We start from the raw sequence: 13,793 nt of genomic DNA, 5'->3' as shown, positions 1-13,793 counted from the left end.
CCGAGCAAGGGCGCGCGCTATTGCTGAGAAAGGGCAGCATCGATAGACTTGCGCCTTTTTTCCGCGCCATGTTCGTCTACCTCGACTCTGCGATGGCGGTGGCCTTGCGCATCGGCCAGGTCACTGCCCTGTCGTTCGCGACATCGCAAGCCGTCGCGCCGGCTCCGAGTCATGCGCCCGGCTTCGTGCCCGTCGAGACGCGCGGCGCGCTGCCGAGCGACGACTATCCGCTTCGCGCATCACCGTTTCGATCGACGACGAAATAAAAAAACCGCACGGCGAACGCCATGCGGTTTTTTGCTTTCCAACTCAATCCGTCATCAGTCCAGAAAGTCGCAATTCGCCTCGACGAACGCCGCCAGATCGAGCGAATGCTGCTTCACGAGCCGCTCGACCAGCTCCGTGTCGCGCTTCTCCAGCGCCTCGATGATCCGCATGTGATCGACGATCGAGCGCGACGCCCGGTCGCTCTGCGAGATCGTCATCTTACGGATCGCGCGGACGTGCACGAAGATGTTCTTGATCGTGTCGAAGATGATTTCCGACTTCGACAGCCGCACGATCGCCGAATGGAACGCGATATTCGCTTCCGAATACTCGTCGATATGCTCGGCGGGCGTCGAGTCGCGGAAATTGTCGAACATGTGGCGCAGATGGGCGATTTCCTCGTCCGTCGCGCGCTGCGTCGCGAGGCGCGCCGCCATGCTTTCCAGCGCCGCCCACATGTGAATCATCTCGACGATCTCGCGCTTGGTCTTGCGCAAGATATAGACGCCGCGGCGCGGCACCGTGCGCAGAAAACCTTCCTGCTCGAGCAGCGTCATGGCCTCGCGAATCGGCGTGCGGGACACGCCGAGCGCTTCGGTCAGTTCTTTCTCGTCGAGACGGATTTCTTCCCGCGAACGATAGATGTCCGCCTCGGCGATCGCCTGCCGCAGCTTCGCGTACGCCTGATCGCGCAGCGAAACCGTGGCATTGATCGGCTCCAGCGAAAGCGTCAGCCCGGGCGGACGTACATCGGGGCGAACTTCCGGACTATCTACGGATTGAGTATCAGATGGCATTGATGGCTTGATTTCCCAAGTGCGGACGGCGAGCGTCGACACGCTTGCCCGAACCGCCGTTCTGGTCATCCGCCGCGAGACCGGCGAAGCGACCGTGATCCTGTGCGCGCTGCAGCATGCTTTGCGGCACGGCCGACGCAATCATAAACGTAACACCTACACCAACGGCAACCAGCGCGAATCCGACAACAACCAGCAGGGCGATGCTCATTTCAGGCTCCAGTTGAATCACTCAAGAGCCCTCAGTATATGCTGCATCGCAACAGCACGCAAGTATTTTGCATCTTGTATATCAGAAACAACGCTGGTCCCTTCGTCTGCAGTTTAGGCGGCTTTTTGAGATTGCGGGAGCGGCAGCGGCTTCGCCGTGCCCTGATTCACGCCTTCGCGCAGCTTGATCAATGCGAGAACGGCATCGAGCATCGGAGTTTCGACGTGCACGAGGCGGCCGATTTCCTGCACGACCGTCATCAGCGGATCGATTTCCATCGGGCGTCCGGCCTCGCAGTCCATCAGCATCGACGTCTTGTGCGCGCCGACCGCGCCCGCGCCGTTGATGCGCCGCTCAACGTCGACGCGGAAATTCACGCCGATCCTGTCGCCGATCGCCTTCGCCTCCAGCATCATCGCCTTCGAGAGCGCGCGCGTGCCGGGATCGCTCGTGAGCACGTCGAGCGTCGCGCCGGTCAACGCGCTGATCGGGTTGAAGCACAGATTGCCCCAGAGCTTCAGCCAGATTTCATCGCGGATGTTGTCGCGCATCGGCGCTTCCATATCCGCCTTCGCCATCATGTCGTGCAGCGCCTGCAGACGCGGCGTGATTTCGCCGCTCGGCTCGCCGATGGGAAATTTCTTGCCGTAGTGATGTTCGATGACGCCCGGCTCCGCGATTTCCGCCGCCGGCAGCAGCACGCAGCCGATCGCGCGTTCCGGACCGAACACGTCCCACTGGCGGCCGCCAGGATCGACGCTCTGCAGTTTCGTGCCTTCGAGCTCGCCGCCGTGTTTGTAGAAATACCAGTAAGGCAGACCGTTGACGGCCGTGACGATCGCGGTTTCCGGGCCGAGCAGCGGCGGAATCAGATCGACGACGCCCGGAATCGAATGCGCCTTCAGCGCGACGATCACGTAATCCTGCGGGCCGAGTTCGGCGGCATTGTTCGTGCAGCGCACCTTGACGGTGTGCTCCTCGCCATCGATCCGGAGCTTGACGCCGTTCGCCTGCATCGCCGCGAGATGCGGCCCGCGCGCGACGAAACTGACGTCCGCACCCGCTCGCGCCAGTTGCGCGCCCATATAGCCGCCGATCGCTCCGGCGCCGTACACGCAGATCTTCATGGTTCGTCTCCTGAGGGTTGTAGCTTTATATCTCTCTGATATACAAGATACTACATTCCGAGTGCAGACAGGACAAGGCGAATCGTGCGCTCGCAGACGAGCGAAAACCCGCATGCGCGAGATGCGCCGCGGGCTTCCTTCAGCGGCAAGAAGTCGGTCAGACCTCGACGGCCTGACCCGAGATGAAAGTATGCGACGAGGATGCGACGATGTGTGACCAGACGTTCGCCGCGCTCGAGCGCAGCGCGCGGCTCTTGCGCCGTACGAGCATGATCGTGCGCGACGTGTCCGGCACGAGCGGGATGATGCGCGTCTGCGCGCAGTCAATGGCAGCGCGCGCGTGCATCGGCAGGATACCGACGCCGAGGCCGGCTTCCGCCATGCGCGCAACCGCGGCAGCTTGCGTGAATTTCTGGCGCACCGCGCCCGCGACGCCGTGCAGCGCGAGCGCAGCCTCGATGGCGCCCAGGCTGCCGGTGTCATCGTCGAGCAGGAGAAGCGGCGTGCCGCGCAACTGCTGCCAGTCGATGCCCGCCGCCGCGCTCAGTCGATGTGACGCGCTGACGACGGCAGCAAGTCCATCGGCGAAAAGAGGCTCGGCGGCGAGTTCGTCGAGATTGTCGGGCGCGATCGCGACGCCCAGTTCCGCCTCGCCCGAACGCACGAGTTGCAGCACGGCGTTTTGCGGCCGATCCATCACGATGATCGTGACTTCCGGCAGACGTTCGCGACACGATGCGAGCATCGCGGGCAAAACGCTCGCCGTGAGAGCGCAACTGCTCGCGAGATTGACGACGCCCGGCTCGCCGCCCTCTTGCGCGCGCGGCCGCAGAGTCGCTTCCAGTTCCTCGACGAGCGGCGCAATGCGGGCGAGCAGCTTGCGTCCGGTTTCGGTGAGCGCGACCTGACGCGTCGTGCGATCGAAGAGCCGCAGCGCGATTTCATCTTCGAGTTCGCGAATGCTGCGGCTCACCGCCGATTGGGTGATGCCGAGATCGTCGCCCGCGCGCGTGAAGCTGCGATGCCGCGCGAGGGTGACGAAAAGCCTCAGTTGATGCAGCGATACGCTCAACGTCGGCGTGCCCTGTTTCATTGAATCGAGCCGGTCCGTAACGACGCGTTGATCGACGATTCGGCCGACGACTCTTCCGTGAGCGTGTTTTCGATCCAGCGCTTTCGCATCGGCGCGAGAACGAATTTCGCGCACAGTCCCGCCGCGATCGACGTCACCGCCGCCGTGATGAACACCGCGTTCCACGACCCGATCGACGCGAGCACCGAAGCGAGCGGCACCAGCATCGACGCCGTGCCTTTCGCGGTGTAGAGCGTGCCCGCGTTGGCGGCGGCGTACTTGCTGCCGAAGGTGTCCGCGCAGGTCGCCGGGAAGATCGAGAAGATTTCGCCCCAGCAGAGGAACGTCATCGCCGCGAACAGCATGAAGAGATACGGATTGTGGCCGAACTCCATCAGCCCGAGCAGCGCGACGCCTTCACCGAGAAAGATGATGAACATCGTGTTTTCGCGGCCGATCTTGTCCGAGATGAAGCCGCACAGCGGACGCGTGAAGCCGTTGCACAGATTGTCGATGGACAGCGTCATCGCGAGCAGCGGCAGCGTTACGCCGAGCAGATTCACCGGCATCTTGGCGAAGCCGTATTCCTTCGCGATCGGCCCGAACTGCGCGGTCGCGATCACGCCGCCCGCCGCGACGAACACGAACATCAGATACAGCACCCAGAAGAGCGGCGAGCGCACCATCTGTCCTGTCGTGTAGTCGATCTTCGTCGACACGATGCGCTTGGCCGGCACGATGCCTTTCGGCGGATTCGGCCGCACGAGCATCAGCGCGAGCACGAAGATGCACGCGCCCTGCAGGATGCCGAAGAACATGAACGCGTGCTCGTAGCCTGAGCTCTGGATCATGTTCGAGATCGGAATCACCGTGACAGCCGCGCCCGCGCCGAAGCCAGCAGCGGTCAGGCCCGCCGCGAGACCGCGCTTGTCCGGGAACCACTTGAGCGCCGTGCCGACGCAGGTGCCATACACGCAACCGGCGCCGATACCTGCGACCACGGCGGCGATGTACAGATGCGTGAGCGTGGTGGCGTGGGCGTCGATCATCCAGCCGATGGCGGCGCAAAGTGCGCCGCCCATCACGACCGGGCGCGGTCCGAATTTATCGACGAGCCAGCCCTCGACGGGCACGAGCCACGTTTCAGTGACGATGAAGATGGTGAAGGCGGTTTGAATCGCCGCTTGACCCCAATGGTGCTTCGCATCCATCGGAACGACGAAAAGAGTCCATGCGTACTGGAGGTTGGCGACCAGCCCCATGCATACGATGCCGACTGCGAGCTGGATCCATCTGTTGTGGTGACGCCCGTGCGATTGCCCGGACACAACCGTGTCTGCGCTTGCCATGTCTGTCTCCGTTATCTGTCTTAGCGCTCGTACGGCGCTTGATGTGCTGCGAGAAGCCGGCGCGGTGCGTCGGCGGCGAGCGGTCGGTCAGGGGAAATGCTCGGTCCAGGCGGCATGGGCGTGAGGCCGCCGGTCACGGGTATTGCGCATGTCGCGCGTTTTGAGGTGGGCGATCGATTCGCACATCCGGCAAACATCCGCTTCAGGCGATCGAAGAATCATTTCAAAGCGATTCCCAATAAAGTCCGGATGGGTTGTGCAGCCTTTGCAGGCTTCCATGCTGCGAGTGTGCTCGTGTTGCTTTGCGGCAAACTGGCCGATGCCTGGGGTCTGGCGTGGCCGGTTCGCTCTTGGCGCAACCGTCCGCCTTACAACTTTCGCGGACGTGAAAGCATCGTGGGGGAGAAAAACGATTAAGGAAAGTTAGAAAAAATTATTGTATAAATTAGTGATCGTTAATGGATGAGGGATTGCTGTGCTGCGCAACGCCACCCTGCGTCAACTCAAGATCTTCGAGACCGTCGCCCGTCGACTGAGTTTCTCGCGCGCCGCTGAAGAGCTCTACCTTACGCAGCCGGCTGTTTCGACGCAGGTGAAGCAACTGGAGGAGCACGCCGGGCTGCCGCTGTTCGAGCAGCTCGGCAAGAAAATCTATCTGACGCCGGCCGGAAATGAAATGCTTCACTACAGCCGCGCGATTCTGGAGCAATTCCGCGAAGCCGACGATGCGATGGCCCGACTCAAAGGCATCGCGGGCGGCACGCTCAACGTCGCGGTGATCAGCGCGGGCGATTACTTTTTCCCCCGCTTGCTCGCCGCGTTCACGCAGCGCAATACCGATGTCCGGCTCAATCTCGCGGTACACAATCGCGAGGAACTGCTGCATCAGCTGTCCGACAATCTCACCGATCTCGCCGTGATGGTCCGCCCCCCGCGCGATATGGACACGGTGAACGTCTCATTCGCGCCCCATCCGTACGTGATCGTCGCGCCGCCGGATCATCCGCTCGTCGGACGGAGGAACTTGCCGCTCGAAGCGCTCGCCGACGAACCGTTCATCGTGCGCGAGCGTGGCTCCGACACCTGGAATTCGATGGAAGAAGGATTCGGCGGACGGCTGCCGAACCTTAACGTCGCGATGGAAATCACCAGCACGGAGACGATCAAGCAGGCGGTGATCGCCGGCATGGGCCTGAGCTTCTTGTCCGCGCACACGATCAGCATGGAATTGCAGGTCGGAAAGCTGGCGGTGCTCGATATCGAGGGCTTTCCCGTGATGCTCAACTGGTTCGTCGTGCATCGGAACAACAAGCGGCTACCGCCGGTGGCGCTTGCGTTCAAGCAGTTTCTGATCGAAGAAGGCGCAGCGCAGATCGAAGCGATCACGCAAATCGTCGCGAAGACGGGCAAACCGAACGCATAATTCTTTCTGAATAGATAAGCGAAAAAACTTTAACTATCGTATATGGATCGACTTTTCTATCCTGCATTCAAGCCCCACGGCCATACAGGAGACGATCATGATCCATGCAACGCACGACGATGACCGCGAACTTCAGGCGCAAGTCTGCGCGTTCAACACGGCTTTCGAAGAACTCGACCTGATGTTCCGCTGGGATGTGCAGACGTATCGCGCGCTGGCATCGGCGGATAGCGATTACGGGAAGATCGCACAGTACATCGCAACCCATTCCCCGCATTTGCTGACGGCCTACAGCGCCGAGTTTCTTTGCCAGGCGATCGTCGAGCGCAAGAATTCGACAATCGAAGCCTGCCGGCAAAACACGGTCCAATATGAAGACAGCACGCAGCGGGCGCGGCTCTGGCGGGCGCGCAACGAGGAAACGGCGCGCGTCTGACGGGTCTTTCCGATCCAAACGGGCGGTTCGATGAGTCGGACCGCCCGTTTCCCTTTCGCCGCGGTTGGCCGCGGCGTTCATTCCGTCAAGGCGTCAGCGCCACCCAGACCGCCTTCGGCTCGGTGAAATTCTCGATGGCGACGTCGCCATGTTCGCGGCCGAAGCCCGAGTCGCCGCCGCCGCCCCACGGCAGGCGCACGTCCGTGAAACCGTAGGTATTGACCCAGACCGTGCCCGCTTTCAATTCCGCGGCCATGCGATGCACGCGGCCGATATCCGCGCTCCAGACGCCCGCTGCGAGACTGTACGCGGTGCCGTTGGCGATGCGCAGCGCGTCGGCTTCGTCGTCGAAGGGAATCACGCTCGCGACCGGCCCGAAGATCTCTTCCTGCGAGATGCGCATCTCGTGCTCGACGTTGGCGAACACCGTCGGCTCCACGAAATAGCCGCGTTCGCCCGCGCGCTTGCCGCCTGTCACGAGCGAGGCGCCCTCGCCCGTGCCGATGTCCACGTAGTCGAGCACGCTCTTCATCTGCTTGGCGGAAATGAGCGGGCCCATGTTGGTTTCGCGTTTGGACGGATCGCCGAGCTTGATCGTCTGCGCGCGCTGGGCGAGGCGCTCGACGACTTCGTCGTATACGGCGCGCTGCGCGAGAATGCGCGAGCCCGCCGAGCAGACTTGCCCCGCGTTGAAGAAGATGCCCGATGCGGCCGCGCGCACGGCGCCGTCGATGTTCGCATCCGCGAAGATCACGTTGGCGGACTTGCCGCCTAGTTCGAGCGTGACGCGCTTGAAGTTGCCCGCCGCGCCCTGCAGAATGCCGCGCCCGACGGACGGCGAGCCGGTGAACGTCACCTTGTCGACGCCCGGATGCGCGACGAGGGAATCGCCGACGACCGAGCCCTTGCCGGTCACGATGTTGAGCACGCCCGGCGGCACGCCGGCTTCCAGCGCGAGCCGCCCGACCATCAGCGCCGAAAGCGGCGTGATTTCGGCCGGCTTGACGATCAGCGTGCAGCCGCACGCGAGCGCGGGCGCGATCTTCCACATGCCGATCATCAGCGGGAAATTCCACGGCACGATCGCCGCGACGACGCCGATCGGCTCGCGCACGGTGTAGGTCAGCGCGTCGGGGCGTGCGGGCACGACCTGGCCGTTGATCTTGTCGCACCAGCCGGCATAGTAGGCGAGCGTATCGATGGCGGCGGGCACGTCCTGGCGTTGTACGCCGGAGATCGGCTTGCCGGCATCGAGACTTTCGAGCGCCGCGAGTTCTTCCTGATTTTCGCGCAGGAGATCGGCAAGCTTCATCAGGATTCGGCCGCGTTCGGCGGCGCGGATCGCATTCCACGGCTTGAGCGCGGCGCGCGCCGCCTGCACCGCGCGGTCGACATCGGCGGACGTGCCTTGCGCGACGTGGGCGATCGGATTCTCGTTCGAAGGATCGAGGTTCGTCGAGTAGTCGCCTCCGCTCGGCGGGACGAACTCGCCATTGATCAGCAATTCATAGCGCTTCAAATCCGCGGTGCTTTCCATGTCTCGCTCCAGTTGCTTTTTCGGATCACTTCATGTTGAGGGAGAAGAACCATCTATGAAAGCAAAACATTTTTATTGTTTATATAGGGCGGAATGTATGAGCGGATATAGCGCAGGCCGCGGAATCGACTCTTGTCCCAAATTTCTCTGATTCGTCCGATAGGCCGAGATCCGGCGCGCTCCTACCATCTCAAAACTCGCACTGATTGCAGGGAGATAAGGGTGGTGTCAGTCATCTCGCGCTCGAAAAACGATCTTTACATCGTGATGCGGCGAGGCGCGCTGCGCGCCATCGTTGGTACTGCCTGCTCGGTGGCGGTGCTGGCGCTGGCAGGCGGTCTCGCGCTGGGCCAGTATGACGTTCAGATGCGGCGTGCGCAGGAGCCCGCCGCCGTCCGATACGCCCAAGCCCCTTACAACGCCGATGAGCTCGCGCGTCTGAAGGCGTCGAACGCCGCGCTCGATGCGCGCGTGGAGCGGCTCGCTGCGCAGTTGGACACGCTCAGTGGGTTCGATCAACGCTTGCGCGCAAAACCGCCGCGCGCCACGGCGACCAGCGCAGTGGCCTCGGTGCGCGCGGCCTCCAGCGACGCAGCGGGCGGCCCAGAGCTTCCGCCCCGCCCTTGCCAGGCCGCCGACGCGCGACCGGAGCCGCGAAACCGAAGCAACGAACTCGACTGCCTGGCGACGACGCTTGGCGCGCTCGAACAAGACGCGGCGCAGCACGAGGCGGCGTGGGAAGCCTTTCCGGGGCGTCGTCCGCTCGCGTTCGGACGAACGAGTTCATCGTTCGGGAACCGTCTGGATCCGTTCAATCGTCACCTGAGTTTCCACCCGGGCGTGGATCTGGTCGCCCCGACAGGTACGCCGATTCTCGCGGCCGCCGGCGGCCGCGTGATCCACGCCGGACCGATGCCGGGCTATGGCAATACGGTCGAGATCGATCACGGCAACGGCTTTATCACGCGATACGCTCACGCTTCGAAGATCGAAGTGCGCGTCGGACAGCAGGTCGAGCCGCGCGAGACTATCGCCGAGGTGGGCTCGACGGGTCGATCGACGGGACCGCATCTGCATTTCGAGGTGCGTGTGGGCGGGAAGCCGGTCGACCCGGAAGGATATCTCGCGCTGTTTGCGGGCGACTCGCATGCGTGAGACGAGGTAAGAATTGGTCTGCCGGGTGGACCATTCCGACACGTTCAATTTGAAAGCAACCCGCCGGCGCTCTTCGAGAGCGAACTTGCGCTCGCTTTGGCGCTTGTGAGCGCGTCGGTCGCCGTGTTGACGCTCTGCGCCGCCGCTTTGCTCGCGGCGGCGGCTCCCGAGACACTCGACGCCGCCGACGCGGCAGCCGCCCCGGCGTTCGATACGGACTGCTGCGGCGCATCGCGTTTCACGGCTTTCGGATCCGCACCTTCGAGCACGAGCAGATTGCTCTGCACACTGATTCTCACCGGATCGGTGTCCTTCCACTGCTTCTTCGGAATCAACAGCTTCCACACGCCGTTGCTGCTCGGCGAGCGGAAGAACGCCACTACGCCAACGTACTCGGCGTCCTTCTGCATCGGTTCGGCAACGCTCGCGCTCGCGCCCGGGCGCAGCACGACGTCCTTGGTGGCGACGAGATCCGTCTTGAGCAGTTCGAGATCGGCGTTCTGCAACTGGACGTATTCGAGTTGCGCGAAGGTCTTCGAATCCTTGAGCTGATAGAACCGCACCACCGTCGAAAGCGGCTGGCCGGTCGCGTTCTCGTTCAACGCGGCGCGACCGTTCAGTTCGACGTTCATCGACTTGACTTGCGTGGTGAAGAGCCACTCGGCTGCGCTTACCGTGCTGTCCTTGGTGGCCTGCCATGCGCCGCAGCCGGCGAGCGTAAGCGCGCCGATGAAAAAGAGCGCCGAGTTCACGCTTCGGGTCGCGCGGGCGACGAGGCCATCGCCGCGTAATTCGTTCAATCTGTTGTGCCGCATTGCTGGTTATTGTCGATTTCGATTCGGTTTGATGTTTGAAGCCATCGGTCTTTTGTCGCGACCGCCCTTTAGCTACGATGGCGACGACAGACGCTGCCGCGCGTCATTTCTTGCCCGCCTTCGCCTTGCTTTCCATATCGAGCTTGCTGTCCGCCAGCGTCAGCTTTACCGGCGCGTCGTCAGGGAGCTTCCTGGCCGCGATGACCTGCTTCCAGCCGCCCGCCTGATCGGCGTTCCGATAGAACGCGGCAATTGCGATGAACGCGGTCTCCTTTTGCATCGGCTGCGACACGCTCGCCGATGCGCCGGGATTGACCACGGCAGACACGCTCGCTTGCAGATCGCGCCCAAGCACGCTGCGGTCGTGGTGGAGAAGCTCGTTGAACGACGCGCTGTCGAAGCGCGCGCGATCCTTCAACTGATAGACGCGCACCGCCACCGGATGCGGATGGCCCGAAGCGTCCGGATTCAGGCCGGCACGGGCGCGCATGTCGACGTCGACCGCTTTCACGCGCCAGTCGGTCATCGCTTGATAAGCGCTCGTGGCTCCGTCGGAGGTCGCCTGCCAGAGGCCGCAGCCTGACAGCCCGAGAATGAGCAACACCGCGCAGGCCATTTGATTCGGTTTCGACATCATTCGGCCTCTCATGCGGCATGCGGTTCGAGGTATGGGTTCGGCTGCGGTGCCGGAAACGCTTCGCAGACGCCCAACTCGACCGTGATCTCGCGTTCCTGCCGAACGGGCAGCACCACCGTCCAGCCCAGGCGCGGCGATACGGGCGCACGCGCTTTGCCCACCATTGGCTCGGGCGTGAATCGCGAGGACATCTGCATGCGCAGATGCACGTCCGCCTTCGTGCCGATATAGAGCCGCGCCAGGGCCATCAAATCGCGATGGAGCCACGCACCAGGCAACAAGTCGTGCGCCTGTTGCGCGTTCGTCGGACGCAGCGTCACGCGCACCGCGCGACTGCGGTAATGCACGCGCTTGCCGAGCACGTAGCCGCCGCCCAACCCGCGTGGTTTGCCTTCCATCATCGCTTTCGCGCTTAGCGGCTGGCCTTGGCCCGCGCGCCTCGCCACGGGCCAGAATTCGTCGACGCGCACATCCACGCCCGGCGCACCCAAAGCGATCACGCCCGCCAGCCCTTCCGGCGTGCGCGTGCGCTGAATGAGCAGACCAAGAAGCGCGAGCATGCGGGAGTCGGGCAAGCCCGCACGCGCGGGTTTATTGCCCCAGCCGAAGCCGGCGAGACACAGCAGGTTCCTTGAGTACGGATCGGCGCCGCCGTGCCGGAAGGTCTCCGGGTAGCGGTACTTCTTCCACGCGCGATACAACAGCGTCACGAACCGGTGATTGAACTGGTCCAGAAACGCTTCGACGGCTTCGTGCCCTTCCTCGCGCATGGCGATGTCGTCGAGGTAGTGCGTCGGCATCACCGCGTCTACGCCGTACAGGCCCATGAAGGTCGTGCGGATCGTCGGCGGCAGCGGTTCGCCGTATCCGCCGTCATCGAGGTCATCGAACTCGACGGCAGCGATTTCGCCAGCGGGAAAACCCATGCGCGCGCGCGACCGGAAACGCACCGGCTCGTGCGCGGGCGTATCGCGTTCACCGAAACCGGGACGATCCGGCGCGCTCGCTTCGAACAGCCGGCACAACTGCATGAAGTTCATGCGCGGGGCGCGTGCGAGCAACGCCGCGACCAGCGGCTCGACATTCGGAAAATCGCGCGGCTTCATAGCGGCGCCCGATGCGTCTTGCTGCGCGGCCATTCGATGCGCGCCTTCGATGGCAGCGTCACCAGCGCGAGCTTCGTGAAGAGGTTCACCTCTGCATACAGCTCGAAGAAGCGATGCAGCAGCTCCCCGAACAACATCACATCGCCTTCGCCCGAGAACGCTTGCGAATCCAGCGTGACTTCGACCAGCACGCCGCGCTCGACCGCGCCGCCCGTGATCTCTTCGAGCAATTCCTCCGACACATGCAGGATGCCCGCCAGCCGCCTTCGGTTCAACTCGTCGTTGGTCCAGTCGTAGAGCGCGAGGGCGCCACGCAGCACTTCTGCGTTCATCATCGACAGGAAGTTCGGCGCGAGATGCGACAGCACGCGCCATTGAAAGCGGTCGCCCGTGGGCGGATAGAGCGGTAATGTGGGCGCCACGAGATTGCGCACGCCACCGACGTTCGGCGTACTCTCGGCGAGTTCGTCCAGACGTGCTTCGCGCAGGCCCTTGCGCGGCAGCAGCCCGTTGGTGCCGGTCACGCGCAGCGACAGGCTTTCCTCGGGCAGATCCGCCATCGACTCCCATGCGTTGCCGCCCAAGATCAGCCACGTTTCATGCAGACCATCCAGCCCCGCGCGCACCCGCGTATGGAAATACCGCTCGGGCGACTCGTGCCGCAGCATCCCGCCGCGATGCCGAAAGGTCGCGAACGGCACGTACTCGTAGCGCTCCGAGGTAAGGTGATCGAACGACTCTACTGCGTCGACGGAATACGTTTCGACGTGCCCGCCCTGATAGCCTGCCGGCACCACGCGATACTCGGTCTCGTGATGATCGATCGTGACGGTTTCCGCGTCGAGTTGAAACAGATTGATGACCGGCGAACAGAACAGGCGCACGTTGTCCTTCGTGAAACGCTGGTCTGCCGGATACGCCTTCTTGAGCACGAACTCCAGTTCGAATTGCGTCGATGCTTCGGGAAGCTGATTGAGATCGAATCCGCAGATATCGACGAAGAGGAACTTCTCGCGGAACGTGAAGTATTCGAGCAGCAGTTGATAGCCGGAAAACGCGGCGTCCGCCTTCGGCCACAGGCGTTCTTCCGGCGAGAAACCCGCTGCTTCGAGCGTGACGCCCGAGAGCGCGCGCGCCTCGCCATCGCGTATTTCCGGCACGCGCCATTCGATCGATTCGACATGGCGGGTAAGCGCCAGATGCATCGCGAAAGCCGTCGGAAGTTCCGCGCTCAAGTGAAGGCGGATGCGGGACAGATCCGTTTCCGCCCGACGCGTCGAACGATCCAGCTCGAACGCGATGCGAATGACCGATTTGCCGTCGTTCCGCACGGCGGGGCCGGCGCGCGCGATCTGGATCGGCTGAAGCGTCACGGCCTGCGTCGTGCGATAGAGGCACTGCACCGTCTCGGGCGTGATGCCTTCACCGCCGTCCTTCGGGACCGGAATCGGCGCGGACCGTACAGCCACGCCCGCGGGGACGAGAATCGTGCTCTGCATCTTCTCGCCGAGCGGAATCAGCTCCACGACCGACAACGACGGAATCATCCGCAGATAGTGCGGCCACAAGAGGCTGACGAGGCCTTCGGTCAACTCGGGCAGTTCGTCGTCGAGCTTCTGCTGCAGACGGCCGGTCAGGAACGCGAAGCCTTCGTAGAGCCGCTCGACATACGGATCGCGGTCGCCGACGCGGTCCAGATTGAGCATGCGCGCACGGTCCGGATGCGCGCGGGCGAATTCGCGCCCGGACTCGCGCAGATAGCGCATCTCGGCTTCGTAGTAGCCGAGCACCGGATCGTCGTAACGGCTGTCGACATCGGCGTTCAGATCGCCGTCGATTACGTAGGGGTTCTTCATTGCCT

15 protein-coding genes are annotated in these 13,793 nt (G+C 63.2%); 5 read left to right on the top strand and 10 right to left on the bottom strand.

The window, feature by feature from the left end; genetic code table 11:
• Window positions 1-68: 68 nt before the first annotated feature.
• Window positions 69-266, top strand: a complete 198-nt coding sequence (locus LDZ23_RS15875; protein WP_033536086.1) for a hypothetical protein — start codon at window positions 69-71, stop codon at window positions 264-266.
• A 54-nt stretch (window positions 267-320) separates the two neighbouring features.
• On the opposite strand, the gene LDZ23_RS15870 is transcribed toward LDZ23_RS15875, so the two are convergent.
• The 5 genes from LDZ23_RS15870 to oxlT all read right to left on the bottom strand — a co-directional run bounded on the left by LDZ23_RS15870 (window position 321) and on the right by oxlT (window position 4,823).
• A complete protein-coding gene (locus tag LDZ23_RS15870; RefSeq protein WP_008353900.1) occupies window positions 321-1,064 on the bottom strand; it encodes a GntR family transcriptional regulator in 744 nt (247 codons plus the stop codon).
• Complete coding sequence (locus tag LDZ23_RS15865; RefSeq protein WP_051079075.1) at window positions 1,054-1,275, bottom strand: hypothetical protein; 222 nt, start codon at window positions 1,273-1,275, stop codon at window positions 1,054-1,056. The genes LDZ23_RS15870 and LDZ23_RS15865 overlap by 11 nt, the downstream gene beginning before the upstream one ends.
• A 113-nt stretch (window positions 1,276-1,388) precedes the next feature.
• Window positions 1,389-2,402 (bottom strand): 2-dehydropantoate 2-reductase, encoded by a 1,014-nt coding sequence (locus LDZ23_RS15860; protein WP_008353901.1) that lies wholly within the window; start codon window positions 2,400-2,402, stop codon window positions 1,389-1,391.
• Between the two features lie 157 nt (window positions 2,403-2,559).
• The gene (locus LDZ23_RS15855) at window positions 2,560-3,495 is read right to left on the bottom strand and encodes a LysR family transcriptional regulator (RefSeq protein ID WP_008353902.1); all 936 of its coding nucleotides are present in this window, start codon (window positions 3,493-3,495) and stop codon (window positions 2,560-2,562) included.
• A complete protein-coding gene (oxlT, locus tag LDZ23_RS15850) occupies window positions 3,492-4,823 on the bottom strand; it encodes an oxalate/formate MFS antiporter (RefSeq protein WP_008353903.1) in 1,332 nt (443 codons plus the stop codon). The genes LDZ23_RS15855 and oxlT overlap by 4 nt, the downstream gene beginning before the upstream one ends.
• 120 nt (window positions 4,824-4,943) lie before the next feature.
• Between oxlT and LDZ23_RS15845 the strand changes: the two genes are divergently transcribed.
• The 3 genes from LDZ23_RS15845 to LDZ23_RS15835 all read left to right on the top strand — a co-directional run bounded on the left by LDZ23_RS15845 (window position 4,944) and on the right by LDZ23_RS15835 (window position 6,682).
• On the top strand, window positions 4,944-5,240 hold the full coding sequence (locus LDZ23_RS15845) for a hypothetical protein (RefSeq protein WP_160172892.1): 297 nt from the start codon (window positions 4,944-4,946) through the stop codon (window positions 5,238-5,240).
• 61 nt (window positions 5,241-5,301) lie between these two features.
• On the top strand, window positions 5,302-6,246 hold the full coding sequence (locus LDZ23_RS15840; protein ID WP_033536098.1) for a LysR family transcriptional regulator: 945 nt from the start codon (window positions 5,302-5,304) through the stop codon (window positions 6,244-6,246).
• 97 nt (window positions 6,247-6,343) lie between these two features.
• Entirely contained in the window at window positions 6,344-6,682 is a 339-nt protein-coding gene (locus tag LDZ23_RS15835; RefSeq protein ID WP_008353905.1) for a hypothetical protein, read from the top strand.
• A gap of 85 nt (window positions 6,683-6,767) precedes the next feature.
• On the opposite strand, the gene LDZ23_RS15830 is transcribed toward LDZ23_RS15835, so the two are convergent.
• On the bottom strand, window positions 6,768-8,219 hold the full coding sequence (locus tag LDZ23_RS15830; protein WP_008353906.1) for an aldehyde dehydrogenase family protein: 1,452 nt from the start codon (window positions 8,217-8,219) through the stop codon (window positions 6,768-6,770).
• Window positions 8,220-8,441: 222 nt separating this feature from the next.
• Between LDZ23_RS15830 and LDZ23_RS15825 the strand changes: the two genes are divergently transcribed.
• Window positions 8,442-9,374 carry a M23 family metallopeptidase gene (locus LDZ23_RS15825; RefSeq protein WP_008353907.1) on the top strand — a complete coding sequence of 311 codons (933 nt, stop codon included), beginning with the start codon at window positions 8,442-8,444 and terminating at the stop codon, window positions 9,372-9,374.
• Between the two features lie 44 nt (window positions 9,375-9,418).
• Here LDZ23_RS15825 and tssJ (LDZ23_RS15820) read toward each other — a convergent pair whose 3' ends face one another.
• From tssJ (LDZ23_RS15820) to tssF, 4 genes are all read right to left on the bottom strand, one after another.
• Complete coding sequence (gene tssJ / locus LDZ23_RS15820) at window positions 9,419-10,174, bottom strand: type VI secretion system lipoprotein TssJ (RefSeq protein ID WP_284502726.1); 756 nt, start codon at window positions 10,172-10,174, stop codon at window positions 9,419-9,421.
• 118 nt (window positions 10,175-10,292) lie between these two features.
• On the bottom strand, window positions 10,293-10,826 hold the full coding sequence (gene tssJ, locus LDZ23_RS15815; RefSeq protein ID WP_008353910.1) for a type VI secretion system lipoprotein TssJ: 534 nt from the start codon (window positions 10,824-10,826) through the stop codon (window positions 10,293-10,295).
• 8 nt (window positions 10,827-10,834) lie between these two features.
• The gene (gene tssG, locus LDZ23_RS15810) at window positions 10,835-11,965 is read right to left on the bottom strand and encodes a type VI secretion system baseplate subunit TssG (RefSeq protein ID WP_008353912.1); all 1,131 of its coding nucleotides are present in this window, start codon (window positions 11,963-11,965) and stop codon (window positions 10,835-10,837) included.
• A complete protein-coding gene (gene tssF, locus LDZ23_RS15805) occupies window positions 11,929-13,788 on the bottom strand; it encodes a type VI secretion system baseplate subunit TssF (RefSeq protein WP_008353914.1) in 1,860 nt (619 codons plus the stop codon). The genes tssG and tssF overlap by 37 nt, the downstream gene beginning before the upstream one ends.
• Between the last annotated feature and the right edge of the window lie 5 nt (window positions 13,789-13,793).

This window comes from Caballeronia zhejiangensis (genome assembly GCF_022879815.1).
In the GTDB taxonomy this organism is placed as follows: domain Bacteria; phylum Pseudomonadota; class Gammaproteobacteria; order Burkholderiales; family Burkholderiaceae; genus Caballeronia; species Caballeronia zhejiangensis.
Note: the sequence above shows the minus strand (reverse complement) of the source record. Positions and strands in the feature narration are given on the sequence as shown.

What these genes read in the sequence shown, in the direction of transcription:
- LDZ23_RS15835 (WP_008353905.1), top strand. Translation starts at nt 6,344, where the DNA reads ATGATCCATGCAACGCACGACGATGACCGCGAACTTCAGGCGCAAGTC.
- tssJ (WP_008353910.1), bottom strand. Translation starts at nt 10,826, where the DNA reads ATGATGTCGAAACCGAATCAAATGGCCTGCGCGGTGTTGCTCATTCTC.
- LDZ23_RS15865 (WP_051079075.1), bottom strand. Translation starts at nt 1,275, where the DNA reads ATGAGCATCGCCCTGCTGGTTGTTGTCGGATTCGCGCTGGTTGCCGTT.
- LDZ23_RS15870 (WP_008353900.1), bottom strand. Translation starts at nt 1,064, where the DNA reads ATGCCATCTGATACTCAATCCGTAGATAGTCCGGAAGTTCGCCCCGAT.
- tssG (WP_008353912.1), bottom strand. Translation starts at nt 11,965, where the DNA reads ATGGCCGCGCAGCAAGACGCATCGGGCGCCGCTATGAAGCCGCGCGAT.
- oxlT (WP_008353903.1), bottom strand. Translation starts at nt 4,823, where the DNA reads ATGGCAAGCGCAGACACGGTTGTGTCCGGGCAATCGCACGGGCGTCAC.
- tssF (WP_008353914.1), bottom strand. Translation starts at nt 13,788, where the DNA reads ATGAAGAACCCCTACGTAATCGACGGCGATCTGAACGCCGATGTCGAC.
- LDZ23_RS15875 (WP_033536086.1), top strand. Translation starts at nt 69, where the DNA reads ATGTTCGTCTACCTCGACTCTGCGATGGCGGTGGCCTTGCGCATCGGC.
- LDZ23_RS15855 (WP_008353902.1), bottom strand. Translation starts at nt 3,495, where the DNA reads ATGAAACAGGGCACGCCGACGTTGAGCGTATCGCTGCATCAACTGAGG.
- LDZ23_RS15830 (WP_008353906.1), bottom strand. Translation starts at nt 8,219, where the DNA reads ATGGAAAGCACCGCGGATTTGAAGCGCTATGAATTGCTGATCAATGGC.
- LDZ23_RS15860 (WP_008353901.1), bottom strand. Translation starts at nt 2,402, where the DNA reads ATGAAGATCTGCGTGTACGGCGCCGGAGCGATCGGCGGCTATATGGGC.